Annotated in this window: 20 protein-coding genes and 2 pseudogenes; 17 read left to right on the top strand and 5 right to left on the bottom strand. The window is 39.3% G+C overall.

Annotated features, from left to right (window positions below; genetic code table 11):
* Positions 1-64 precede the first annotated feature (64 nt).
* The 6 genes from PI20285_RS09310 (at position 65) to PI20285_RS09285 (ending at position 7,758) form a co-directional block, all read left to right on the top strand.
* The gene (locus tag PI20285_RS09310) at positions 65-2,578 is read left to right on the top strand and encodes an excinuclease ABC subunit UvrA (RefSeq protein ID WP_057774254.1); all 2,514 of its coding nucleotides are present in this window, start codon (positions 65-67) and stop codon (positions 2,576-2,578) included.
* A 148-nt stretch (positions 2,579-2,726) separates the two neighbouring features.
* A complete protein-coding gene (locus PI20285_RS09305; RefSeq protein WP_057774251.1) occupies positions 2,727-3,878 on the top strand; it encodes a baeRF6 domain-containing protein in 1,152 nt (383 codons plus the stop codon).
* A 769-nt stretch (positions 3,879-4,647) separates the two neighbouring features.
* Positions 4,648-5,550, top strand: a complete 903-nt coding sequence (locus tag PI20285_RS09300) for a DMT family transporter (protein ID WP_057775360.1) — start codon at positions 4,648-4,650, stop codon at positions 5,548-5,550.
* Positions 5,551-5,772: 222 nt separating this feature from the next.
* The gene (locus PI20285_RS09295) at positions 5,773-6,354 is read left to right on the top strand and encodes a hypothetical protein (protein ID WP_057775358.1); all 582 of its coding nucleotides are present in this window, start codon (positions 5,773-5,775) and stop codon (positions 6,352-6,354) included.
* Positions 6,355-6,362: 8 nt separating this feature from the next.
* Positions 6,363-6,965 (top strand): hypothetical protein, encoded by a 603-nt coding sequence (locus tag PI20285_RS09290; protein ID WP_057775356.1) that lies wholly within the window; start codon positions 6,363-6,365, stop codon positions 6,963-6,965.
* Positions 6,966-7,155: 190 nt separating this feature from the next.
* Positions 7,156-7,758 carry a hypothetical protein gene (locus tag PI20285_RS09285; RefSeq protein WP_156406543.1) on the top strand — a complete coding sequence of 201 codons (603 nt, stop codon included), beginning with the start codon at positions 7,156-7,158 and terminating at the stop codon, positions 7,756-7,758.
* 71 nt (positions 7,759-7,829) lie between these two features.
* On the opposite strand, the gene treC is transcribed toward PI20285_RS09285, so the two are convergent.
* Together treC and treR are read right to left on the bottom strand one after the other, a co-directional pair.
* Positions 7,830-9,482 carry an alpha,alpha-phosphotrehalase gene (gene treC / locus PI20285_RS09280; RefSeq protein ID WP_057775352.1) on the bottom strand — a complete coding sequence of 551 codons (1,653 nt, stop codon included), beginning with the start codon at positions 9,480-9,482 and terminating at the stop codon, positions 7,830-7,832.
* 13 nt (positions 9,483-9,495) lie between these two features.
* Positions 9,496-10,212, bottom strand: coding sequence for a trehalose operon repressor (gene treR, locus PI20285_RS09275; protein WP_057775350.1), 717 nt, complete (start codon positions 10,210-10,212; stop codon positions 9,496-9,498).
* A 232-nt stretch (positions 10,213-10,444) separates the two neighbouring features.
* Here treR and PI20285_RS09265 point away from each other — a divergent pair.
* Positions 10,445-12,462 (top strand): annotated as a pseudogene (locus PI20285_RS09265) (PTS sugar transporter subunit IIABC).
* A 381-nt stretch (positions 12,463-12,843) separates the two neighbouring features.
* Here the strand turns inward: PI20285_RS09265 and PI20285_RS09260 are convergent.
* Complete coding sequence (locus tag PI20285_RS09260) at positions 12,844-14,133, bottom strand: ISL3 family transposase (RefSeq protein ID WP_245080589.1); 1,290 nt, start codon at positions 14,131-14,133, stop codon at positions 12,844-12,846.
* A 184-nt stretch (positions 14,134-14,317) separates the two neighbouring features.
* On the opposite strand from PI20285_RS09260, the gene PI20285_RS09255 reads away from it, so the two are divergent.
* From PI20285_RS09255 to PI20285_RS09230, 6 genes and pseudogenes are all read left to right on the top strand, one after another.
* Entirely contained in the window at positions 14,318-14,875 is a 558-nt protein-coding gene (locus PI20285_RS09255) for an ECF-type riboflavin transporter substrate-binding protein (RefSeq protein ID WP_057773773.1), read from the top strand.
* Positions 14,876-14,879: 4 nt separating this feature from the next.
* Complete coding sequence (locus tag PI20285_RS09250) at positions 14,880-16,577, top strand: ABC transporter ATP-binding protein (RefSeq protein ID WP_057773775.1); 1,698 nt, start codon at positions 14,880-14,882, stop codon at positions 16,575-16,577.
* A gap of 4 nt (positions 16,578-16,581) precedes the next feature.
* Positions 16,582-17,415 (top strand): annotated as a pseudogene (locus PI20285_RS09245) (energy-coupling factor transporter transmembrane component T family protein).
* 529 nt (positions 17,416-17,944) lie between these two features.
* Positions 17,945-18,151, top strand: a complete 207-nt coding sequence (locus PI20285_RS09240; RefSeq protein ID WP_057773777.1) for a DUF1659 domain-containing protein — start codon at positions 17,945-17,947, stop codon at positions 18,149-18,151.
* A 59-nt stretch (positions 18,152-18,210) separates the two neighbouring features.
* Positions 18,211-18,444 (top strand): DUF2922 domain-containing protein, encoded by a 234-nt coding sequence (locus PI20285_RS09235; protein WP_057773779.1) that lies wholly within the window; start codon positions 18,211-18,213, stop codon positions 18,442-18,444.
* Positions 18,445-18,664: 220 nt separating this feature from the next.
* Positions 18,665-18,880 carry a P8 family protein gene (locus tag PI20285_RS09230; RefSeq protein ID WP_057773781.1) on the top strand — a complete coding sequence of 72 codons (216 nt, stop codon included), beginning with the start codon at positions 18,665-18,667 and terminating at the stop codon, positions 18,878-18,880.
* 62 nt (positions 18,881-18,942) lie between these two features.
* Here the strand turns inward: PI20285_RS09230 and PI20285_RS09225 are convergent, their stop codons facing one another.
* Both PI20285_RS09225 and PI20285_RS11650 read right to left on the bottom strand, forming a co-directional pair.
* Positions 18,943-20,136, bottom strand: coding sequence for an MFS transporter (locus PI20285_RS09225; protein ID WP_057773784.1), 1,194 nt, complete (start codon positions 20,134-20,136; stop codon positions 18,943-18,945).
* Positions 20,137-20,224: 88 nt separating this feature from the next.
* Positions 20,225-20,377, bottom strand: coding sequence for a hypothetical protein (locus tag PI20285_RS11650; protein ID WP_156406521.1), 153 nt, complete (start codon positions 20,375-20,377; stop codon positions 20,225-20,227).
* A 167-nt stretch (positions 20,378-20,544) separates the two neighbouring features.
* Here PI20285_RS11650 and mutY point away from each other — a divergent pair, with 167 nt between their 5' ends.
* The 4 genes from mutY (at position 20,545) to PI20285_RS09210 (ending at position 24,528) form a co-directional block, all read left to right on the top strand.
* Positions 20,545-21,666, top strand: a complete 1,122-nt coding sequence (mutY, locus tag PI20285_RS09220) for an A/G-specific adenine glycosylase (protein WP_057773786.1) — start codon at positions 20,545-20,547, stop codon at positions 21,664-21,666.
* A 16-nt stretch (positions 21,667-21,682) separates the two neighbouring features.
* Positions 21,683-22,375, top strand: a complete 693-nt coding sequence (locus PI20285_RS09215; protein WP_057773788.1) for an NAD(P)H-dependent oxidoreductase — start codon at positions 21,683-21,685, stop codon at positions 22,373-22,375.
* Positions 22,376-22,552, top strand: a complete 177-nt coding sequence (locus PI20285_RS11710; RefSeq protein ID WP_169790703.1) for a hypothetical protein — start codon at positions 22,376-22,378, stop codon at positions 22,550-22,552.
* A gap of 341 nt (positions 22,553-22,893) precedes the next feature.
* Entirely contained in the window at positions 22,894-24,528 is a 1,635-nt protein-coding gene (locus tag PI20285_RS09210) for a peptide ABC transporter substrate-binding protein (RefSeq protein WP_057773789.1), read from the top strand.
* The last annotated feature ends 51 nt before the right edge of the window (positions 24,529-24,579 follow it).

Here is a 24,579-nt window from a genome sequence, read left to right as displayed (position 1 = left end):
TTTGCTAAATATCAACGCGCGTTATACTGAAGGGGAAGTGTAACAGAAAGGTAAGGCGGTTTACATGGCAATTCAACATAAAGAAACGATTCCCGATAACATTGAAGTAATTGGGGCGCATGTTAATAATTTAAAAAATTTGAACGTGACAATTCCGCTAAACGCATTTGTAGCGATTACGGGAAAATCAGGATCAGGAAAATCCTCACTAGCGATGGGTGTTCTTTATGCTGAAGGGGCCCGCCGTTATTTAAATTCTCTTTCAACCTATACGCGACGCCGGATTAGTCAGGCTGGCAAAGCTGATGTTGATGAAGTGAAGTATTTGCCCTCTGCATTGGCGTTAAGGCAACGACCAACCGTTCCTGGCGTTCGTTCAACTGTTGGAACAATGACAGAGAGTTTAAACGTTCTGCGTCTGATGTTTTCACGATTAGGTTCGCATGTTTGTCCCAATGGGCATCGTGTGCCACCAACTTTAGAAGTTGCAGAAAATATGGGCTACGTAATTTGTCCGACTTGTGGAGTGAAATTCATGGCACCCGGTGCAGAAAGTTTTGCGTTCAACTCAGAAGGTGCCTGCCCAACTTGTAATGGTGTCGGTAAAGTCCGCCAGATTGTAAAAAGCCGGTTGATCCCTGATGAAACGAAAACCATTCGTGAGGGGGCGGTGGCTTCATGGCGATTGCCAGGCCGTAATTTTATGATTTATGTGGCTGAACAGATTGGGATTCCAATTGATACGCCATTTAATCAAATGAGTGCGGAAGATCAAGAAATGGTTTGGCATGGTGAAAATAAAAAATATGCGATTAACATTCCATCTAAAACGGGCAAGATTTTCCATATGGACAACGCGCAATTTGAGAATGCCTATTCGGCGGTTGAAGATAGTTTAGCGACAACAACCAATGAACGAGCAATCAAACGGCTCAATCGATTTTATTCATTTGATATTTGCCCAACGTGTCATGGAACGCGTTTTGCGCCCAAATTATTAAACACAAAATTAGTGGATAAAGATATTTCTGAAGTTTCAAAAATGACCATCACCGAATTAACCCAATTTATGCCTAAAATTGTGCCGTGGTTACCAGAAACGATGCACGAACTTGGCGCTAATTTGGTAGGTGAACTTCAAGATAGTGTTCAGCCTGTTTTAGACTTAGGACTGGATTATTTAACCTTGGATCGAGAGGGCGACACCTTATCAACCGGGGAATTACAGCGTATTCAACTCGGGCGAACTTTACGCAGCCAAACGACCGGGGTGCTTTATGTTCTTGATGAACCATCTGTTGGGCTACATCCAGCCAATGTCAGTGGCTTAATTAAGATTTTGCATCAGTTAGTTGCGCAAGGAAATTCATTAGTAGTTGTTGATCATGACACGCGGATTATTTCGGCTGCGGACTATGTGATTGAGATTGGCCCAGGCGCCGGTAAAAACGGGGGTACAGTTGTTGACCAAGGAACAGTTTCTACTATTAAGCAGAGCCCGCAATCGCTCATTGCACCATTTTTAAATGGAACAGCGCAATTATTGGTTAGAAAGCAGGTTCCGAAAGCTAAACTGTTTGATAAGGGCGATCTAACGATTGGTGTGTCTGATCGATATAATCTGCATAATGTCGTCGCTCATTTCCCCAAGGGACGGCTCAGCGTTGTGGCAGGATTTTCAGGTGCTGGGAAGACAACGCTGATTTTAGATAGTTTAATTCCAGCAATTAAAGCGGCGATTAAAAAAGAACCATTACCAGCCCACATTAGTCAGTTAGACCGCGCCCATATTCATCGGGTGGTCATGGTGGATTCGGTACCAGTCGGGAAAAACGTCCGTTCTACAGTCGCAACTTATTCTGGAATTTTGGATACGCTCCGGGCTTTATTCGCTGATACTCCGGAGGCAAAACAACGGAAGTGGACCGCCAGCAATTTTTCTTACAATGTGGCTTCAGGGGCTTGCCCGAACTGTAAGGGGACCGGCACAATTTCACTGGATATTCAGTACCTGCCAGACATGGTAGAAACTTGTCCCGTTTGTCACGGCAAGCGATACAATGATGAAACATTGGCGGTAAAATGGCACGGCTATACCATTGCCGATATTTTGGCGCTTAATGTAGAGCATGCCTTACCAATTTTTAAAGGCGTGCCTGCAATCAAATCAATTTTGGAAAAACTTGATGAAATGGGATTGGGATATCTTGTATTAGGTGAGAGTACGCCAATTCTATCCGGTGGTGAAGCACAGCGTTTGAAGTTAGTTTCACAAATGGGCCGGAAACAAAGCGGGACATTATTTGTGTTTGATGAACCATCTGTAGGGTTACATCCACTTGATATTCAAACGTTGATTCATGTGTTTGATCGGTTGATTGATCAAGGAGCTACAATTATTATCATTGAACATGATTTGGACGTGATTGCGAATGCAGATTATGTGGTCGATCTTGGGCCAAAAGGTGGCCAATTTGGTGGAAAAATCATTGCCGCCGGTACGCCAAAAGAGGTGGCAAATACGCCTCAAAGTGAGACGGGAAAGTATTTGAAACCGCACTTTGAGTTGTTTCAGTAAAATGTAAGTTAGACTTTCATATGGGTTATAAATAATATTCTGCTTATGAACGTTATAACTATACTGGATATTTTGATAGAAAGATGCTATGCTTGGGGTAGAAATAGAAAAGGCTTTCATATCAATATTCTTACTGGAGGAATAACCTATGCGAATTAACAAGAATGATTTAAACGATGTATTGAGCTCAGAACACGGCCCGTTTATCACGATGATTGTGAATAACCCTGCTGATTTAAAAGAGATTCAGCACACAAAAATCACTTTCAAAAATTTGTTGAAGGAAGCAAAAGATAAGTTAACAAAATTGTTTCCTGAAGTTGATCACGAGGCCTACTTAAGTCGTTGGAGTATTTATGGTGATGATAGTAGTTTCTGGTTGGATGATGCAGGCGAAGCAGTGGTTTTAATTGGTGATATGGACAAGGTACAGACATTCCAGCTTTCCGGAAATTGTGTTAATCAAGTTTCCGTTTCACGTCAACCTAATGTGTTGCCAATTATCCAGGAGTTACAGCTTAAATTTGAGTACTTATTAATCGGACTTAATCAAACGTCATTTAAGCTTTATCGCGGAAGTGGGTATGACCTAGAAGAAATTACGCTTGGTGAAGATGCGCCGCGAACATTGAAGGAAGCACTTGGCGATAATGAATTAGTCGGTGGTGAGATGTCGTTTCGTGGAGCTTCCAATCATGGGGGCGATATTGCGGTGGCTTATCATGGGCATAACGAGAAGAGCCAAGAAGTTACTAATGACCAAATTAATTACTATCAGATGGTCGATTCGTATGTGACAAAAAATTATGCGCATCCGGAAGGTTTGATGACGATTGTGTTTGGGTTACCTGAAAATCAGGCACGTTTCCGTCAGGTCACTAAGAATAAGAATCTATCACGTCATTTGTGTGTTGAAGAATCACCTAATGGCTCAAAAATTGATCAATTAGAAAATAAGATGCGTCCAGTTGTACGGAAATGGTTTGAAGGAATTATGGATGTGCAAAAGCAGCGTTATGAAACGGCGAAAGATAGGAATAAGGCAACGAGTGATATGCGTGAGTTGGTGCGCTGTGCGGTGGCCGGTCAAATTGATACGCTGTTTGTAAGAAATGACACAACGGTGGTTGGCATGATTGATGAAGAGGGCAAGTTGGATACAGAAACGACGGAGGCCCAAAATAATAATCTTGTGAACGATATTGTGGATAAAACGATGCAGACAGGTGGAAGGATCGTCTTGCTGGATACGGAAGATATGCCAACCGATAAAGTGGCGGCGGGAATATTGAGGTATTAGAAATAAAGTGAGCGAAGAAAAGCGCTAAAAGACACTAAATAAGTGCACCGGTGCGGGATCACCATCCCGCGTGAGGTGTACTTATTTATTGTCTTTTGCTTTTCTGAGCTGTCCTCAGTCTCGGCGGATAAAAAGAGGCAACGAGCAAGGTGACGGAGGCAGGATTGCAATCCTGCTGTGAGTCATACTTATCCGCGCCCTTTTGACTTGTCGAGCTGTCCTAAATCTCAGCGGAGAAAAAAAGGCAACGAGCAGCACCGGTGCGGGATTGCCATCCCGCGTGAGGTGTACTTATTTATTGTCTTTTGCTTTTCTGAGCTGTCCTCAGTCTCGGCGGAGAAAAAAAGGCAACGAGCAGCACCGGTGCGGGATTACCATCCCGCGTGAGGTGTACTTATTTATTGTCTTTTGCTTTTCTGAGCTGTCCTCAGTCTCGGCGGATAAAAAGAGGCAACGAGCAAGGTGACGGAGGCAGGATTGCAATCCTGCTGTGAGTCATACTTATCCGCGCCCTTTTGACTTGTCGAGCTGTCCTAAATCTCGGCGGAGAAAAAAAGGCAACGAGCGGCACCGGTGCGGGATCGCCATCCCGCGTGAGATGTACTTATTTATTGTCTTTTGCTTTTCTGAGCTGTCCTCCGTCTCAGTGGCAAATATTTGAAATGCTAGTTAGTTAAATACAAAATCCTCATTGCGTTCGTTTCCTAATAGTCCGATAATTAGAAGCATGAGTTTTAAATACGGGAAACACTAAACGGGGGATGCAAGTATGAGCAAATCAACACGAGGAATTTTGTACGCGTCAATTGGGGCTATTTGTTGGGGGATTTCAGGACCGATTGCGCAGATTCTATTTGCTGATTACCACATGAAATTAACTTGGTTAATTGGATCCAAGATGTTTTTTGGTGGATTATTATTACTTGCATTTGGGATGCTTCAAGCAAAACAACGACCAAAGCTATTTGCGATTTGGCACGATAAAAAGGCGATTATTCAATTACTTGTTTTTACCATTTTTGGCATGACTGCTATGCAAGCTGTTTACTACAAGGCAGTGGCAGTTGGAAATGCTGCTACGGCTACTATTCTACAGTTTTTAGCGCCGGTCTTTATTGTCGTCTTCACAATCGTGCGTTATAAAAAGGTGCCACGACGCGGAGATGTTTGGGCCATTGTTGCGGCTTTGGTCGGAACCTATCTCTTGATTACGGGCGGGAATCCAACGTCTTTGACTATTTCGCCAGCAGCCTTATTTTGGGGTGTGGTAACGGGAGTGGCCGCGGCTGCTTATGTTTTGTTGCCGGATAAAATACTGGATCAATACGGATCTTTGACCGTTTCTTCATGGTCAATGGTGGTTGGTGGCGCGTTGTTCATGTTTATTCAGCCAGCATGGCGTGATGTGCCAAAATTTGACGCGGCCGGCTGGGCAGGATATTTGTTTATCGTCATTTTTGGTTCCGTCATAGCCTACTTTATTTATCTAGCCAGTTTAGCCTACATTTCTGCAACTGCCACTGGTTTATTGGATGCTTTTGAGCCGTTATCAGCAACGATCGTATCGGTAGTGTTTCTAAACTTAAAGTTTGGTTTGATGGAAACAATTGGGACCATCTTAATCTTAAGCACCGTGTTTATCTTGGCAATTGCCAATCGCCATTCTGCGTAAACTAACGAAAATTTGAGTTTTCTAGCAATAGTTGTCTTTTTTAGAAAAGAGACTAAAATAGAATTTAATGAAAGCGTTTTAAACAGCTCTCTGGGGGGATAACATGTTAGTGAAATTTGTTAGTAGTGATAAATCTGTAAAATGGCAAGGGTTCGATTAAGCTAATTTCATATATTGTTGTTGTGAAATACTCAAGGTTTAATTGAAAGATTGGTGAAGAAGATGCATGAAATTCCAAAAACGGCTTTTGCTAAAACAGGTAATTATAAAAAAGAAAAAGTAGCTTATATTAAAGATTGTTTTACATCAATGCGTATTTTAATTAATGACCAAATTTTTCCACAGAGTCAGAAGAATTCAGATAAAAAAAGTAATAAAGTGGTTGGAGAACTGTTTGGACTGGTACTACCAGAAACGGTGAAGTTTGATGACACTGGAATGCAGGTGATTGGTAAGGATAAGGAAGTAGTTGCGACCACGAAATCAAGTGATATTCAATACATTCAATTTGGTGTGATTCGCAAAATGTCTACCTATTTGGCACCTGGTTTTTATTATGAATTAGCGATAACAATCGGAATAGACAGTGGTAATTATTATTTGTTAAATGATGATTTTGCGGTTTATGAGCAATTAAAGGCTTGGTGTAACCAGCAAAACATCTCGCTTGAAGATCCGTTTGAGTTAGAGTCTATCACGGGCGAACCTAGCACGTGGAAAAACGATCTTGATAGTACATTTGTAGATAAAGTTGCTAAAGCAGAAAAACTGAATTATCCAGAAGAAGTTCAAACCAAATTTTAATTGAAAGATTGGCAAAGAAAATGCATGAAATTTCAAAAACAGCTTTTACTAATAGTAGTATGTATGTGAAAGATAAAATTCGGTATGTTAAGAAATGTTTCACACAAATACGTATTTCGTTCGATGATCAAATTTCTCCGCGTAGTTCAATAAATTCAGATGCGGGAAATCATAAAATCGGTAGGAAAGTATTTGGGGAAAAAGCATCAGAAGAGGTTAATTTTATTGATACAGGGATTCAATTAATCGACAATAACAAAAAAGTGATTGAGACCACAAAGACAGCAGATATTCAGTATGTTCAGTTTGGTGTAATTCGAAGAATGACTACTTTTGTTGCACCCAGTATTCATTACGAATTATCAATAACAATTGGAACTTCGGCTGGCAATTATTATCTTTTAAATGAAAATAATAATCTTGAGATTTATAAACGCTTAACAGCTTGGTGTGAGGAACAAAACATCTTGATTGAAGATCCATTTGATTTGGCTTCTGTTACCACCGGTCCTGCTACTTGGACAGAACTATTTGATGGAATATTTGTTACTCAAGTGGCTAAGGCAGTCAATTTAAATTATCCGGAAGAAGTTCAAACTAATATAAAATAAGTGCCCATTTTAGGAATAGCGAAAGTGAGCACTTTTGTTTGTATATTTGGGTTGGTTTTTTACATTGTGTAGTGTTATGTTTTAGACAAGCAACAACGATCGTGTGATAAATAATATTGCTTAAGTGAGTTAGAGGAAATTATTGATGAGATATCGAAATCTAAGGATACCAATCTATTTTTGTGTTTGGATGGGGTTAAATATTTTATGGGCTTTGCGAGCCGTTTCGTACCCGACCGTTGAATCCACTATGTTGGTCGGCAAAGGAATGGTGTTAAATTTTGTGCCTCTTGCGGGAATCACAGTACTTTTGTTGATGACCTTATTTAAGTGGCGTCCGATTAATCTGATTGCGTTGATATTTTTGATTTTGGCAACTATAACTGCAAAACCACCAATATATTTACTTCCAGTCGCAATGTTTGGCGTAGTATTTGTGCTGATTTGCGATGCCTATTTAACGGTGATCATCTGCAATCAGGATCGACCTGCTAAATATGTAAACCAAATGGCCGTTATAATTGGGGTCCTATTTTGCCTTTGCTTGTTATCTCCCAAGCTGAGTGCCCGCTTGGCCAGTAGTAGTTATGCAGATCCGTTTGCCGCTGCGAAGGCTGAAATTGTTTTGACTGATAGTAACATAAACCAATTAAAGAAAAATAAGCTGACTATTGTTACACCAAAGCAGTCAAGAATTTCTATAAAAGGTGTTGGTAATATTAGCTTTAAGATTAGACGGTTTGGTACTTTTTATGTTTCGTATGCTGATTATAAGTACGATTGGAAAATTTGATTTTTTAGATTCTGATAATAAAGAGCCTCTTCTGTAGCCAACATAATGGATACAGAAGAGGCTCTTTGTGTTTAATTCAGTAAAAACGCTACAGACTGATAGGGTTGAAGTTCAATCTGTTTCTGAAGTTCAATTGCATTATCATAATTTGAAATTAATACTGTACTATTTTGTTCGCATAGCTTGTCTGGTAATTCCACAGTTGTCGATTTTCCGTAGAAGTTGTTTAAGACAATCAAGGTCTGGTCTTGATAATTTCTTAAGTAAGCAAAAACTTGTTTATTATCAATCATTAGCGGCTTGAAATCGCCTTGCGCAATAATTGGCTGAGTTTTTCGCAATTTAATTAGTTTTTGATAGTAAGCAAAAATTTCTCCGTGTGCAAATTCATCTTTAACATTTACTTCATCCTGATTGGTGGGCATTAACCAAGGCTTATGAGCTGAAAAACCAGCATATTTGGAATTATCCCATTGCATGGGGGTCCGACTATTATCCCGTGATTTAGTTTTAATAATTTCAAAAGCCTCAGCTGCAGATTTACCAGTGGCTAAAAGTTCTTGATAAGCATTTTGACATTCCACATCTACATAATCACTCATTGAAGTGTAATCCGGATCGCTCATCCCGATTTCTTCCCCCATATAGATATATGGAGTTCCTCGCAATAAATGCATCGTTGTTGCCAACATTTCTGCTGATTTTGCCCGGTAATGAACAGGATCACCAAATCGATTAATCGCGCGGGGTTGATCATGATTATTCCAGAAAAGGGCATTCCAACCACCGCCTTTGGCCATGCCAATTTGCCACTCGTTTAGGATTTTTTTGAGCTTCATGAAGTCAAATGGCGTTTTTGTCCATTTCTCACCATTTATATAATCAACTTTTAAATGATGAAAAGTGAAAACCATCGTCAATTCGTGGTTACTGGGTAAAGTGTACTCAACACTATTAGCAATCGATGTTGACGACATTTCGCCCACGGTAATCGCATCTGGATCTTGCCCAAAACTTGCTTGATTCATTTCTTTTAGATAATCTTGAACGACTGGTGTATCAGTATATAGAGACTTGCTGGCCACACCAACCGGAGCGTCGATTAGTTCTTTTTTTTTCCCCGTGACGTTGATTACGTCGAAGCGGAAACCATGGACTCCCTTTGATTGCCAAAAGTTAATCACTTTATAGAGTTCTTGACGAACGATAGGATTATGCCAGTCAAGGTCGGCTTGAGTTGGGTCATAGAGATGTAAATAGTACTTTCCAGTTTGACCGAATTTGCCCCAAGCTGGGCCGCCAAATTTAGAATCCCAATTTGTTGGTAGATCCCCATTGGGCTTCGGATCCCGAATATAATAAAAATCTTGGTATTTTGTGTCGCCAGCCAAGGCTTTTTGAAACCATTCATGAGCTGTAGAAGTGTGATTTAAGACCATATCTAGCATAATTCCAATATGATGTTCTTTTAATTTTTGAGCTAGTTCTTCAAAATCGGCCATGGTGCCAAAACGAGGATCAACTTTATAATAATCTGCGATATCATAACCGTTATCATTTTGTGGAGATACAAAAAAGGGATTAAACCAAATCATGTCAATGTTAAGTTTGGCAATGTAAGGAATTTTTTCAATAATCCCGCGAAGATCCCCGATTCCGTCACCGTCACTATCATAAAAAGATTTTGGATAAATTTGATAGATTACTTTGTCTTGAAATGACATATTTAAACACTCCTTAGTTAATTTTTTGACGGCGGGCAAAATCAACAAAGCTAAATTTGTCGGGCCGGTGGATGGATTCTGTAAATTGGAAGAGAGTTGTGTCTTCTAAATAGGTTTGACTGCGGACAACAACTATATCTTGTTGTTCGTTTAGCTCAAGCAATTTAGCTTCTTCTTTAGTAGGATGCTCAACTGTGATGGTCTTGGTTGCGTAGCTAATGACTAAACCAAGCTGGTTTTCAAAATAGTCATATAAAGAATCGGCTGCTACCGTTTGAGAAATCTCAGGGACAATATTTTTTAAAATATAATCGCGATCTAAAACAATGGGTTCGTTGTCAATTTTTCGAAGCCGTTCCACATAGGTTGCCTTTAGTGGGGTAGCTGATTGATAATCAAAGTTTTCGAGTGGCACATGCTGATCTTCAATGCATAGAACTTCGGTACTGGAATTCATGTGTTGAGACTTGTTTAGTTCTTTAAAAGAAGTAATGCCAGAAACTGGAAAATTAAAGCGCTGCAGGTTCAAAACAACTGAACCTTTCCCCCGAATTTTCTGGATAAAACCGTTTGTAAGCAACTCTGATAATGCTTTTCGGATTGTTTCACGAGATGTTCCATATAGTTCAGATAACTGAGTTTCACTAGGAAGATAACTAGCAACCGGATAGATATGATGAATGATTTTGTCTGCTAAATCATGATAAATGGCGTTAAATTTATTTTGCATAACTACTCGCCTCCTAAAGCGCTTCCATCATATCATAAAATTACAAGTATAGACAAGATAAAAAGATAATATTTTAAAATACCATGCATTTAAAAGCCGATAAATAAGCAATTAAAAAAATAAGCACTTTAAATTTGACAACATGTATATACAGGATGTATGATGACACCGTTAACAAGAAAGCGATTAATTTTAAAGCCAAGTTTTATTATTCAGTTGGGAGGTAATGGAAATGTTTGGATTTGGAAAAAAGAAAAAGGTGGCTGATGATAATTCAGTTTACGCACCAGTAACTGGACAAGTTATCGACTTGAGTGAAGTCAGCGATCCAGTTTTTGCACAAAAAGCGATGGGGGAAGGCCTTGGAGTAAAGCCTAGTGACGGACACATTGTGAGTCCGGTGGCTGGAACAGTGACGATGGTTGCCAGCACAAAACACGCGTTGGGATTTACGATGGCCAATGGCATGGAAGTTTTAATTCACATGGGTGTTGATACTGTCGATTTGAAGGGCGCTCCATTTACGATTAGCGTGCAACCTGGTGACATTGTTAATGGTGGGGATGATATTGCCACCATTGATTTAGATCAGGTTCATGAAGCTAAGTTAGATGATGTGATTATTGTGGTCTTTCCGAATTCTGCTGATAAATTAGATCATTTGGATGTATCTACAGGACAAACTAAAGCCAAAGCTAAGATTGGGACTGTCACAGTTAAAGCATAATAAAGGGGGTATTTAAAATGGCAAAGGATTATACAAAGCTTGCTTCCGACATTATCGAGAATGTTGGTGGCAAAGAAAATATAAAAAGTCTGATTCATTGTATTACGCGTCTGCGGTTTTATTTAAAAGATGAAAGCATTGCAAAAGACGATGTGATTCAAAACTTTGAAGATGTCATTACCGTGCGCCATGCACAAGGCCAATACCAAGTTGTAATTGGTGCTGCAGTTACTGAAGTTTATGATGCAGTGATTGCACAAATTGGACAAGAATATGCGGATCCAGATGCAACAGCGGCGATTGTAGCGGAAACATCAGCTGCGGCTAAAGGCCCTGACAATCGAAGCTTTAAGGATAAAATTAAAGACGGTTTTAATTCCTTAATTGGGGTTATCACGGGTTCAATGATGCCTGTCGTTGGTTTATTGGCAGCGAGTGGTATTCTTAAAGGATTACTCCAAATGGCCGTGGATTTTCACTGGACGACTGCAACATCACAAACTTACATTATTATCTCAGCAATGGGTGATTCTGCCTTTTACTTCTTACCAATTATTGTTGGGTTTACGGCTGCCAAAAGGCTTAAATCGGATCCAATTATAATGGCTATTATTGGTGGGGTGTTAGTTTATCCGTCATTATTTGCAATTGCTTCCGGAACCAAAACAACGGGTACTTTATTAGGAATGGCCTTGAACACGAATCTGTTTGGCCTGCCAATTCACATGGTAAATTACACGTACAGTATTTTTCCAATCATTGCGGGGGCATGGATGGCCCACTACATTGAAATTTGGTTAAAAAAATGGATTCCTCAAATTCTCCAAATGATTTTTGTGCCATTATTTGAAGTTATTCTTGTATCAGCAATCATCATGATCGTTGTGGGACCTGCGATTACCTTAGTAAGTACCGGAATTTCATGGCTATTAGATGCAATTTTGAAATTCAATTATCCAATTGCCGGAGCAATCATTGGTGGCTTCTATCAAAGTTTGGTTATCTTCGGATTACACTGGGCGATTGTGCCATTGATTGCAAACGATATTGCATCTAAAGGATACAGTTATTTAAACGCGATTGTTTCAATGACAATGGTTGCTCAAGGTGCTGCAGTTCTAGCAATTTTCATCAAATCAAAAAATGCATCTATTAAAGAACTTTCTGGTGCTGCTACAATTTCAGCCTTTGTCGGAATTACGGAACCTTCCATTTACGGGATTAACTTGAAATACGGACGGGCATTCTTGACGGCTAGTATTGGTGCCGCGGCCGGTGGCTTAGTTTCCGGACTTTTGAATGTAAACATGTACGGATTTACCGGATCAATTATCGGATTTCCTTCCTTCTTCACCCCTGCTAAATTTGGTGGTGGGATGAGTAATGAAATTAATTTCTGGATTGCAACGGTGGTTACGTTAGTTGTTGCGTTTGGGTGCACATGGGCATTTGGATTCAAAGATGCCGATGTTGCAGCTCAAAAGGAAGTTGTTCGTCGCAAAACAATTGGTAAAAATGCTTAATAAATAAATTTTAAAAATAGTGAGTGCTCTTTGAAAATACAGAACACGCACTATTTTTATTTTCAGAAAACGATTTTCACTACTTGTCTAAAAAGCGATTTTGGAGTATCATCAAACTTATTCAGAATATTAAAAAATGCTGTGAACAGATGAGTACGCAAGAACGGAAATTACAGAGAGCTAGGAATGTTGAAATCTAGTGGGAAGTTTTTGCTGAAGATGGTCTGGGAGCGTTGTGGCTCAAGAAAATTTAAAGCCGCGGGTTTAAAAGCCCTTATGAATTAAGGAACGTGTTTGCGTTCAAATAAAGGTGGGTCTCTGTCAAACTGTATTGGTAGAGATTTTTGAAGGCATGTTCACTTCGGTGAATGTGCTTTTTGTTTACTCATGAATTAAACTGATACGAATGAAGAAGTTATGAATATTTCGAAAACCAAAACAGCTACGCTTTAATACCTTGATTTTACGATTAAGTCCTTCAATAGGACCGTTAGAATACGGATAACGACAACTGTTGAGCACTGCTGAGCCGTTCTTAACGAAGGTTGAAATGGTGACGTCCATTTGATTACCAGCTACTTGGTAGTTGGTAATCAAATTTTTAAATTCCGTGGCATCCTTTTGGTGAATAGCGGTTAGAATGCCTTGATAAGTTTGATACACAGTTTTGAATTCTGGAAATTCATCTAAGGCAAGGTCGATGGCGTTCTGTTGGGTCATATACTCGTTAATGCCTCGTAAATAGATAAGCTTAGTGTCATTGATTTTCTCTTCTGCCAAATGAAATAAACGCCATTGAGATTTAAGGATGCGGTAAATGCGTGAATGCTTATCTTGAAAAGTACGGATAATACATGTACGTTCATTGTCTAGTGCACGACCAGCAAGCTGAATAATGTGGAAACGGTCAATAATCGTGACAGCATTCGGGAATAAACGATGAATAAAGCTAGCATATTCGGCGTTCATATCAATAGTAATTGTTTGAACTTTCGCACGTTCTTGAACTGAATAACGAGCTTCAAAGTAATCAATGATATCCTTACTGAGACGATCTTTGAGGGTCACAATGCGGCGATGACTAACGGCATCGCAACAGTTAAAGGACATTAGATGATTACAGGAACGAAATTCATCGAAACAAAGATTTGGCGGAAGTTGCTTAACACGGTAAGCCAAGTGAATATTTGCATTTAAAATACGTTGAACACTACTTGGTGAAATGCCACAAATTTTAGCGATTTCTTTACTGGTCAGCATGTCACGAGCTAGCACAATGACCTGATGTTTAACATTGTGGGTAAAAGTTTCATTACGTCTAACGAGGTTAGTTTTAGCTCTACAGGTTTTTAAACAATGTTGGCATTGATATCTTTGTCGTCTTAGCTGCATTTCATAACGTCCGCCTGATAAGGTTCCCAACCTTAGATGACTAACGTGGGTACCGTTTTTAATTAGACTTTTATGGCCACAATGGGGACATTTCACAAGCTGATAAGAAAGGTTGGCGTGAACGACATGAATTCGTTGTCCATTCGGGCAACGTTTCTTGGTAACACCAGTTACGGTTATATTTGGGTCTGTCATTTCAAACAAGCTTAAAATAGAATTAGTTAGGGACATCTGTTTTTCCTCTTTTCGATTTTGTTTGGCGATTAAATCGTAGCACAAAGAGGACAGATGTCCTTTTAATTTTCAAAATAAAAACTGGTATCAGTTATTCACCAATACCAGAAAGTGTAGACCCATAAAGGTGGTACCGCGGTCAAACGCCCTTTACTTCGTTTTTGAAGTAGAGGGCGTTTTTATTTTGGTAATAAAAATTAAAAAAATATTGGTATAGGGAGAGAAGCTTATGAATAAGAAGCAAGGTATTTCAGTAAGAACAGTGGTAGCAATTGGGATTGGGACGGCAATTTTCTTTGTCTTGATGCGTTATATTCCGATTCCAACCGGAGTTCCAGATACAAATATTAATTTGGCATATGGATTTTTAGCATTAATGGGTGCAATCTTCGGACCAGTAGCTGGGGGATTAATTGCCTTTCTCGGTCATATGTTTACTGATTTAACATGGGGCGAGCCTTGGTGGACATGGATTGTTGCCGATGGTATTTACGGAGTCCTATTTGGATTAACTAGAAAATACTTGAATATTGAAACTGGTGATTTAACAAAACGTAAGTTAGTTTTCTTCAACATTTACCAAGTAATCATCAGTATTGTTGTCTGGGGAATTATTGCACCAACCGGCGATGTTTTGGTATACTCAGAACCAGCTTCCAAAGTTTATTTACAAGGAATTACGTCGGTTATTTGCAATGCACTTTCAGTCGGAATTTTAGGGACAATTTTATTGGTGGCTTATGCCCGGACCCGTTCCAAGAAAGGCAGCTTAAAGAAAGAGTCATAAATTTATGAAGAACCCAATTATTAGTTTTCAGGATGTCAGCTTTCAGTATCAAAGCCAGTCAGAACCAACGTTAAGTCATTTAAATTTTGACATTTATGCTGGTGAAAAAGTGTTGATTGCTGGCCCATCTGGGTCTGGAAAGACCACGATTAGTCGGTTAATGAATGGACTAATTCCGTCAGCTTATCCTGGAAAATTGAGTGGCAAAATTTTAATTAATGGACAATCAGTGGCAGATCAAACAATATTTGATCTGTCTTTGAAGGTTGGGACTGTTTTGCAGGATCCAGACACGCAGTTTGTTGGCTTAAACGTTGCTGAAGATATTGCGTTTGCATTGGAAAACGATGGTGAAAAGCAGTCCGTTTTGAAACAGAAGGCCAGTGAGTGGGCAAAACGATTGGGAATCCCTGAAATTATTAATAATCATCCTCAAGAAATTTCGGGTGGTCAAAAACAACGCGTATCGATGGCCGGTGTTTTAGTTGATGAAGGTAAAATTCTCTTATTTGATGAGCCCCTCGCCAGCCTTGATCCGGTTGCTGGTCGTGAATCAATCGAATTAATTGATGAGATGCAAAAAAGTGGTGATACGACCACAGTGATTATCGAGCATCGAATTGAGAATGTTTTATATAAATCCGTGGATCGGATTATTTTAGTCGATCAAGGCAAGATTGTCGCAAATGATAAGCCTGACACAATTTTAAAAAGTGGTATCTTGGCAAAATTAGGGTTGCGTGAACCCCTCTATTTGTCTGCGCTGAAATATGCGGGCATCGATTTAAGTCAAGTTGATCATGTGGATAGTGTAAATGAGGTAGCGCTAAGTAATGACGCTATTCAAGACGTGAAAAATTGGGTCACGCCACGGCACATTCAATCACATTTAACAGACAAAGAACCTTTATTGAAGGCTGAAAATATTTCTTTTAGTTATGATTCGAAGCAGGTTTTAAACAACCTAAATTTAAGTATTCAGGCTGGTGAGATGGTTAGCTTGGTTGGCAGAAACGGAGTTGGCAAAACAACTTTGAGTAACATCATTACTGGATTTTTGCATCAAAGTTCAGGTAGTTTGACACTAAATGGACAGGTAATTGATGATAATTCTATTAAGGAGCGCGCCGATCATATTGGTTACGTTCTGCAAGACCCAAATATGATGATTTCCAAAAATTCTGTTTCCGAAGAAGTGGCGTTAGGGCTGACACTACGGCAGGTTGAGTCTGATGATATTGAGAAACGTGTAAACGAAACACTAAAAGTCTGTGGTTTGTTTGAATATCGTCACTGGCCTATTTCGGCCTTAAGTTTTGGTCAAAAAAAGCGGGTTACGATCGCGGCTATTTTAGTTTTGAATCCAGAGTTGCTTATTTTAGATGAACCGACTGCTGGTCAAGATTGGCATCATTATACAGAGATGTTGACATTTATTCGTGACTTAAATCAAAAGACAGGTATTTCAGTCATTTTCATTACACATGATATGCATTTAATGATGGAATATTCGGATCGCGTGATAGTGCTGAATAACGGGGTGATCGCCTATGATGACCAGCCAATGAAGCTTTTTGCCGATTTAGATCTTTTGAAGAAGGCTTCTTTGGTGGAAACAAGTCTATTTACGTTGGCACAGCGCGTGAAGGTTGATCCAGAAGCTTTGATTGCTAGTTTTATTGATCAAGAAAAGGTAGGTTAGAGCAATGAATAACAATGTCTTGATTGGATATAAGCAGCGAGATAACTTTGTGGATCGGTTAACTGGAACAACTAAATTAATTGGGATGATTGCGCTTTCGGTGATCGGAATGGTGAGTTTTGATACATGATTCCTATTAGTGTTAACGATTTGTTCGTTGGCGTTATTTCGAATTTCGGGGATTAAGTTTCACGAAGTATCCTTTGTGTTGGGTTTCATTACGGTGTTTTCCATCCTGAACCTGATTGCAGTCTATATCTTTGGACCGAGATATGGGGTCCATTTGTATGGATCTGAACACGTGATTTGGCAAGGTATTGGACCATACAATTTAACCTGGGAACAGTTATTTTATGAATTTAATTTATTTTTGAAGTATATATTCACGGTGCCACTGGCATTAATCTTTTTGATGACAACGAATCCCAGTGAATTTTCTTCCAGTTTGAATCGAATTGGAATTTCGTATCGGATTAGTTATGCCGTATCGTTGGCATTACGATATATTCCAGATGTGCAAAACGATTATCGACAAATTAGTCGGGCGCAACAGGCACGAGGTAATGAAATTTCTAAGAAGGGTAAAATTACTCATCGAGTGAAGGTGGCGGCTCAAATTTTGTTGCCCCTGATTTTTACGAGTTTAGATAGAATTGAAACGATCAGTCAGGCAATGGAGCTCCGTCGCTTTGGAAAGCTGAAGAAAAGAAGTTGGTATGCGGCGCGACCGATGAAGAGAAATGACTTTTTGGCATTGATCGTGATTGTACTGGTGGTGCTGATTGGTGTGTATCTATTTAAGGTGAATGCGGGAAGATTTTATGATCCGTTTAATTAAAAGTGAGCGAGACAAAATGGTAAGAGGCAGAATATAAGCGTGACGTATGCGGGATCGCAATCCCGCGGGAGTCATGCTTATATTCTGCCTCTTATTTTGTCGAGCTGTCCTAAGTCTCAGCAAAAAAAGCATAGTAGGTGGTGGATGCGGGATCGCAATCCCGCGGGAACCTTGGCTATTTTCATCTCTTTGCTTTGTCGAGCTGTCCTAAGTCTCAGTGGAAAAAAACATAGTAGGTGGACGTATGCGGGATCGCAATCCCGCGGGAGTCATGCTTATATTTTGCCTCTTATTTTGTCGAGCTGTCCTAAGTCTCAGCGGAAAATCAGTTCAAAAGGTATCCAGTCCAAGTTTCTGAAAATTAAAAATCGCCTTGTAAAGCCGATCTATCAACCATCTACCCAAAAGAATCCGAATTTTTTGATTCTTTTTTAATTTCTTTGTGTACTTTTGGTCCTCTCAAACGTTATCAGTAGATGTAAGCCGTCGCGACACTTACTAATATGAAATGAGAACAGGAGAATGGAAGATGGAAAAAAATTGGTTAAAGACCGCAGTTACAGTAACAATGTCAGGTGAAGGTCATGAGGAAGGTCTCAAACGAAGCTTCGGCAATATGCCAGAAACAGTCACTGATGATCAGATCAAAGGCCTTGGCAGCGTCCTTGAGGCAGTTTCAAAAGACAAATTTGATTTTGCGACAGTTACCACTACAGAAAAAATTGTAAATAACTAAGAAAAATAATCCCTGCACGATTAATGACTATGTATACCAAAATTTAGGAGGAAACAAATATGAAACAATTAGATATGGAATTTGTAAGTAGCTTAGGTAAGGTCCGTCACATTAAGTTAAAATACGTGAGTGAAGACTTGGAACCAACTGCAGTTAAGTCAGCAATGGCTCAACTTGCTGGTTTGAAGGTATTCGTGAAAGACGATGAAGAATTATATGCACAACCTCAAGCAGCTAAGTATATTGAAACAATTAATACACCATTGTTTGATGATAAAGCGGTAAAAGCTTAATAAGCAAGACCCAAGGATTCTTGATTTCAAGAGGCTTGGGTCTTATTTTGTAAAAGGTAAAAAGAAAGTGCTTTTCTAAACACATTTTTAAAATTTGTGTTATAACGAAGGTGTTGGGGGATTTAAAATCAAAGACATTAAACACAATGAAGTGGTGTAGTACTTGGTGGCTACTGAACTTTATTGTGCTTCACCCAAAAATATAATTGGAGGTTTTAATATGGCAGCAGTAGCAGAAAAAACCGCGCTTTTAGACACGGCAACCAAAGATATTTTTGACTGGAGTGACGACGCAACCCCATTGCGTGATTCAATGTGGAACAAGGTCATGGAAAGCAATAACCATAATACGGATGCAACATCCGAACAAGCTGCAAAGTGGGAAGACATGAACGATTCCGACTTGAAGGCTGCAGCTGAAAAATTGTTGAAATAGTAAACAAATTAATATGGTTAACTTAAAAAAGAATTAGCGAATTTTATTTCGCTAATTCTTTTTTATGCTTTTATAAAGTGCAGACCAATTAATGATAAGCCAATCAATAGCAGGAAAATCCCAATAATGAAGAAGGCTAAATTGAACTGTACTAAAGTAATTAATTTGCCAACGACTGGAAATAAGACGATCATGACTAAGCTAAACATCATGCTCATTACACTAAGCAAGGTGGCGCGTGCATTTGATGGAATTTGTTGTTGCAAAAAATCATTAAAAATAGGTTCCACGATGGTAGTCATCAAGCCGATTAGTATAAAGCAAATGGTTAAAATAATGATGTTTTTAAAAATACTGAAAAGTAAACCAGCAATCATTAAGCCAACCAGTCCGTAAATAAGTTGCTGTTTGGACCAATGTTTCTCCAAAGTAGGGGCACTTTTAGCTCCTAAAATATTAAAACAGGAAGCAATGACAATGACGAGACTAATTTGCCAGCCAGTAAAGCGATAATGGGTCATGAGCGTTTGAAAATAAAAGAAATACGTTGTTCCAATCGCTTCATAGCAAGCTAGAAAAAGCATCAACCCTGCGACAATCAGATGACTGATTAAAAATTGCCAACTTGTTTTGATGATCACGGCAAAACTAGTTGCCGGAACGGTTTCTGCGCTGATTTGGGAGTATGGTTCTTGCATGCGTAAAATGGCGCCAATTGCTAAAAATGATGTGAAGATATAAATTACATAGGTTAATGAAAAATGCCAGTGGACGAAAAAGCCCGCGACGATCAGACCTAGCATATCGGCTAGTTCATAGATTGCATTGAGATTAGCCGTAATTTTTAAGTAATGTTTTTCTAAATGGTCTGCTTTAAGAGTTTCAAAGACAAGGGCTTCATTGGTCCCGGAGTTTAAGTTGTAAGAAAAAGCTTGAATAATAAAAGCTAGGGCAAACCACCAGAAACCGGTACCCGATAAGAATAATATCCCGGATAGGATCGCCATGAGACGGCCCATAACCAGAACCGTTTTGTAAGCAAAATGATCTGCTAGCGTCCCGGATGGAACTTCAAATAGGAGACTTGCAGTATGAAAAATACTTTCAAGTAGTCCCACTTGAATTAGGCTCATGCCGTGTTGGGTTAAATAGATTACCCAAAGGCTGGTAATACTAAAGAATGCCCAAAAACTATAATGATAATTAGCGTGAATGGTGCGGTTAACGGATAAATGATTCGTTAGTTTGTTTTTCATGATGTCACTCCTATAATTGGCAGCGACCATCAAAAAGGCGGATCAAAAATTCACGACCCGCCTTTAGTAAATGCAATTGTGGCTGAAATTAAGCACGCATTTGAGTGGTCGCATAGTTAGATTGAAAGTTAAAAATGGACAGACTTGTCCCGTTAGCCTTCAAAATGTATGATTCCGCACAAACAATCCCTGAAAATTCAAGGTAGTCAGTAGTGTGTTTTAACGTTGCTATGACTGACATAATGCGTGTTCCTTTCCGTGTAATGTTACTAAAATTCTAGCATATCCGTTTCTTTCTTACAAGGTGGTTAGAAGACTTGAAAAGACAAGTAAGCAATTTATCAGTATACTAGATATACAATGATCTATTGACGAAAAAAAGTGTAGAAGCTATGAGGAATCCTTAAAATGATTAAATGGTCGAAACCAAAAATTAAAGAGTTTCAAACAACGCTATTAGATTGGTACGATAGCAATCGGCGTGACTTGCCATGGCGTCGGGATCATGAACCTTATCATATTTGGGTTTCTGAGATCATGTTGCAACAAACACAAGTAAATACCGTGATCCCGTATTATCAGCGTTTTATGATGGTATTTCCAACGGTTGAGAAGCTAGCGAATGCACCGGAGGAACAACTACTGAAAGCGTGGGAAGGTTTGGGTTATTATTCTCGGGTGCGCAATATGCAACGCGCGGCGCAGCAATTGTTAAACGATGATGATGGTCAATGGCCCCACACAAAGGCTGAGTTGCAGGAGCTGGTTGGGATTGGTCCATATACGGCAGGCGCAATTGCCAGCATTGCCTTTAATCAACCGGAACCGGCTGTTGATGGGAATGCGTTTCGCGTGTTTTCCCAACTTTTGGAGATTGATGCAGATATTACAAAACCGCAGACCCGTAGCTTATTTGAGGAAGCCATTCGTAAAGTTATGCCAACCGATCGTCCTGGCGATTTTAATCAAGCCATTATGGATCTGGGATCGAGTTATATGACGGCCAAAAATTCAGACAATGAGCATTCACCGGTTCGAAAGTTCAATCAAGCATATTTGGATGGTCGTTTGGATGAATTTCCAGTGCGTTCGAAACGGTTAAAGCCAGTTGATAAGCAGTATTTTGCGCTGGTGATTGAAACTCCATCAGGATTCCTGTTTCAGCAGCGTGCTGGTAACGAATTGTTAGCTAAACTGTGGGTATTTCCGTTGGTTGATGCAGATCAATTGAAAGCAGACCAACCAGAGCTTAATACAACAACGATTATTAAGGCAATTGAAGATCAATTTGCTAGTGAAACTGAAATTCAGACTGAACTTCAATTTATAGATATTCCCATTGTGAATCACACATTTACACATCAAAAATGGCATGTCACGTTGTTGTATGCCAATCTTCAAAAACAACCTGATCTTAGTCATTTTTCTGGGAAAGTGGTGCCGGTTGAAGAGTTTTCAACCTTAGCTTGGCCAACGGTGCAAAAGAAATTATGGCAAGCTTTCAAAAAACGACAAATTCAATTATTTTAGACAAGAGGTAAAAATTGTGAAAACGTTAATTATCGTGGCTCATCCTAATTTAGTGGATTCTGGCACGCAAAAATTTTTGAAAACGAGCCTTTCTAAAATGGACTCAGTTACTTGGCATGTTTTAAATCAGGGATCTTTTGATGTAGCTTCCGAACAGCGCTTACTCCGCGAACACGATCGGATCATTTTTCAATTTCCCCTGTATTGGTATAGCGCACCCGCAATTTTGAAACAGTGGGAAGATGATGTCTTAACGCGCAATTTTGTTTATGGCACGGAACACGCACTCGCCAACAAAGAGTTAGGAATCGTGGTTTCGACTGGTGATCGGCAAAAAGGTTTTGTGGCCGGTGGTGAAGAACAATTCACATTATCTGAATTACTGCGTCCTTATCAAGCTTTGGCTTACAAAGCGCAAATGACATATTTGCAACCTTTTCCAATTTTTCAGTTTGCGTATCTATCTGAAAAAGACAAGCAGCGATTGGTGGCTGCGTATCAGCAATACATCACGAATCCAGATTTTGAGAGTTTTCACGGACAAGAACTTTGGTTTGAACAGCAGTTGGCTGATAAAATTAGTAAGACAAAGGACTCATCTAATTCACAGAAACTCGCGCAGATTTTATCAGTAATTCAAGATAATCGCGAAAACTTAGAAGAATTAGGTTGGACGCTTTCCATGATTAAAGATGATGAGGATGAGTAGATGGACACGAATGATTGGGTAGAAGAACAATTGCATGAATTAGCTAAAACTAGCAAGCAGTACGAAGATAGGGCATTTTATCTTGCTTTGTTTGACCTCGTAAAAGAACAACAAAAACGTTTGGCACAAGGTCAAAGTGAGGTGGATGGCCGGACATGGAATCCAAGCAAGTGGTAGAGCATTATTTAGAGGTTTGCACTAAAATTAAAAATAAATTAAAAAATATGTTGACTTCTAATTTAATCTCGCTATAATAAGTTTATTAAATCAAAGGAGATGAAGTCACATGCAGCGTACACATAAATTAGTTAGTTTGATCAGTTTAGTCATTATTAGCTTAATTATTAAAGTGCACGGTGCTGTGACTTTAACCTTTTAGCTAATAACTTTTTAGCGAACGAAAAAAGAGGATAAAAAGTCGCCCATCGTGCTTTCTAAGGAAAGATGCGGTGGGTGTTTTTTATCCTCTTTTTGTATAGTTTTAGCAGTTAAAAAAATATTTTTAAGGGGATTTGAACATGGAAAATAAGTGGAAAAAGCTAGGCACGGCGACACTTTTATTATCAGTTTTACTGGCAGGTTGTGGAAGCGCAAAAAGCTCTGAATCTAAAAATGAAAGTTTTAGCGTTATGGAACAATCGGATTTGTTAACGACAGATGGATCTAAGTCGATTGATTTAACGTCTTTTAATATGATTAATAATAGTCAGGAGGGTTTATATCGTGTTGCTAAAGGCAATAAGGTAGTTGCCGGATTGGCAGAGAAAGTAGTTAAACCGACAAATGATGGCAAAACGTATACATTTAAACTTCGTAAGGGACTCAAATGGAGTAATGGAGATGCCTTAACAGCAAAAGATTTTGTTTATTCTTGGCGACGCACGGTTAATCCGGATACGAAAGCCGGATATGCCTACATTATGGACAATGTGAAGAATGCAACGGCAATTAATGCAGGAAAGATGAAACCAAGTAAATTAGGGGTAAAGGCTTTAGATAAGCGAACTTTGCAAGTAACTTTAACGCATGCAACGCCGTATTTTAAATATTTGATGGCTTTTGGAACATTTTTCCCACAGAATCAAAATGCAGTAGAAAAATATGGTTCTAAATATGGGACAGCAAGCAAGTACATGGTTTACAGTGGTCCATTTAAATTGCAAGGCTGGACTGGAATAAATATGAGCTGGAAACTTGTGAAGAATAATCAGTACTGGGATAAAAAGAATGTTGCAGTAAGCAAGATTCCCGTTAAAGTTGTTAAGGATCCTAACACGGCTTTGAATTTGTATCAATCTGGTAAGCTAAGTGATGCCTTACTTTCTGGCGAACAAGCCAGTCAAGAAAAGAGCAACAAGGCCTTTGTAAAGTATGAACAAGGACAGACAGCCTATCTTGCCATGAGCTTTAAAAAAGGCAAAGCAACGGCTAATGTAAATGTTCGTAAGGCAGTGTCTCTAGTTGTTAATCGAAAAACGTTAACTTCAAAAGTTCTGGCAGATGGATCCACCCCAGCAACCGGATTTATGCCATCTGACTTTGTTAAGAATCCAAAAACAGGTACTGATTTCACTAAAGATGCAAATGTGTCAGAGGCAGTTGAATATAATGTAGCCAAAGCTAAGAAGTATTGGAAAAAAGGACTCAAAGAAACTGGTAAAACAAAAGTTAACTTTGAATTAGTTGTAAGTGACGATGATTCACAAAAGAAAGTAGCCGAAGCTGTTCAAAGTACCGTTGAGCAGAATTTGCCTGGGGCTACGGTTACAGTTCGCTCACTACCAACTAAAGGTGCGCAGAGTGCGCAACTTGGCGGTAATTTCGATATGACCGTTGTTCGGTGGATTGGTGATTACACCGATCCCTTAACGTTTGCACAACTACAAACAACCGGCAATACCTATAACTATGGAAGCTTCTCTAATAAAACGTATGATAGTTTAGTAGCTGCCACAAATGGTAAAGATGCTAATAACGAACAAAAACGTTACGAAGATTTTGTCAAAGCTGAAAAACTTTTGATGAATCAAGAAGCAGTAGTGCCACTTTATCAAGCGGTTCAAACGCAATTGGTAAATACCAAGGTTAAAGGAATTGTGTACCATCCAACGGGTGCCCCTTATGATTATAAGTGGGTCCACGTTGAAAAATAGGTAGCAAAAAAGAGCTAATCCTGTGAGGTTAGCTCTTTTAGTTTGCAGAAA

It is taken from the genome of Pediococcus inopinatus (genome assembly GCF_002982135.1).
Lineage (GTDB): Bacteria > Bacillota > Bacilli > Lactobacillales > Lactobacillaceae > Pediococcus > Pediococcus inopinatus.
The sequence above is the reverse complement of the archived record's forward strand: the minus strand, read 5'-3'. Positions and strand labels throughout refer to the sequence as shown.

What these genes read in the sequence shown, in the direction of transcription:
- PI20285_RS09310 (WP_057774254.1), top strand. Translation starts at nt 65, where the DNA reads ATGGCAATTCAACATAAAGAAACGATTCCCGATAACATTGAAGTAATT.
- PI20285_RS09305 (WP_057774251.1), top strand. Translation starts at nt 2,727, where the DNA reads ATGCGAATTAACAAGAATGATTTAAACGATGTATTGAGCTCAGAACAC.
- PI20285_RS09300 (WP_057775360.1), top strand. Translation starts at nt 4,648, where the DNA reads ATGAGCAAATCAACACGAGGAATTTTGTACGCGTCAATTGGGGCTATT.
- PI20285_RS09295 (WP_057775358.1), top strand. Translation starts at nt 5,773, where the DNA reads ATGCATGAAATTCCAAAAACGGCTTTTGCTAAAACAGGTAATTATAAA.
- PI20285_RS09285 (WP_156406543.1), top strand. Translation starts at nt 7,156, where the DNA reads ATGGGGTTAAATATTTTATGGGCTTTGCGAGCCGTTTCGTACCCGACC.
- treC (WP_057775352.1), bottom strand. Translation starts at nt 9,482, where the DNA reads ATGTCATTTCAAGACAAAGTAATCTATCAAATTTATCCAAAATCTTTT.
- treR (WP_057775350.1), bottom strand. Translation starts at nt 10,212, where the DNA reads ATGCAAAATAAATTTAACGCCATTTATCATGATTTAGCAGACAAAATC.
- PI20285_RS09255 (WP_057773773.1), top strand. Translation starts at nt 14,318, where the DNA reads ATGAATAAGAAGCAAGGTATTTCAGTAAGAACAGTGGTAGCAATTGGG.
- PI20285_RS09250 (WP_057773775.1), top strand. Translation starts at nt 14,880, where the DNA reads ATGAAGAACCCAATTATTAGTTTTCAGGATGTCAGCTTTCAGTATCAA.
- PI20285_RS09240 (WP_057773777.1), top strand. Translation starts at nt 17,945, where the DNA reads ATGGAAAAAAATTGGTTAAAGACCGCAGTTACAGTAACAATGTCAGGT.
- PI20285_RS09235 (WP_057773779.1), top strand. Translation starts at nt 18,211, where the DNA reads ATGAAACAATTAGATATGGAATTTGTAAGTAGCTTAGGTAAGGTCCGT.
- PI20285_RS09230 (WP_057773781.1), top strand. Translation starts at nt 18,665, where the DNA reads ATGGCAGCAGTAGCAGAAAAAACCGCGCTTTTAGACACGGCAACCAAA.
- PI20285_RS09225 (WP_057773784.1), bottom strand. Translation starts at nt 20,136, where the DNA reads ATGAAAAACAAACTAACGAATCATTTATCCGTTAACCGCACCATTCAC.
- PI20285_RS11650 (WP_156406521.1), bottom strand. Translation starts at nt 20,377, where the DNA reads ATGTCAGTCATAGCAACGTTAAAACACACTACTGACTACCTTGAATTT.
- mutY (WP_057773786.1), top strand. Translation starts at nt 20,545, where the DNA reads ATGATTAAATGGTCGAAACCAAAAATTAAAGAGTTTCAAACAACGCTA.
- PI20285_RS11710 (WP_169790703.1), top strand. Translation starts at nt 22,376, where the DNA reads ATGGACACGAATGATTGGGTAGAAGAACAATTGCATGAATTAGCTAAA.
- PI20285_RS09210 (WP_057773789.1), top strand. Translation starts at nt 22,894, where the DNA reads ATGGAAAATAAGTGGAAAAAGCTAGGCACGGCGACACTTTTATTATCA.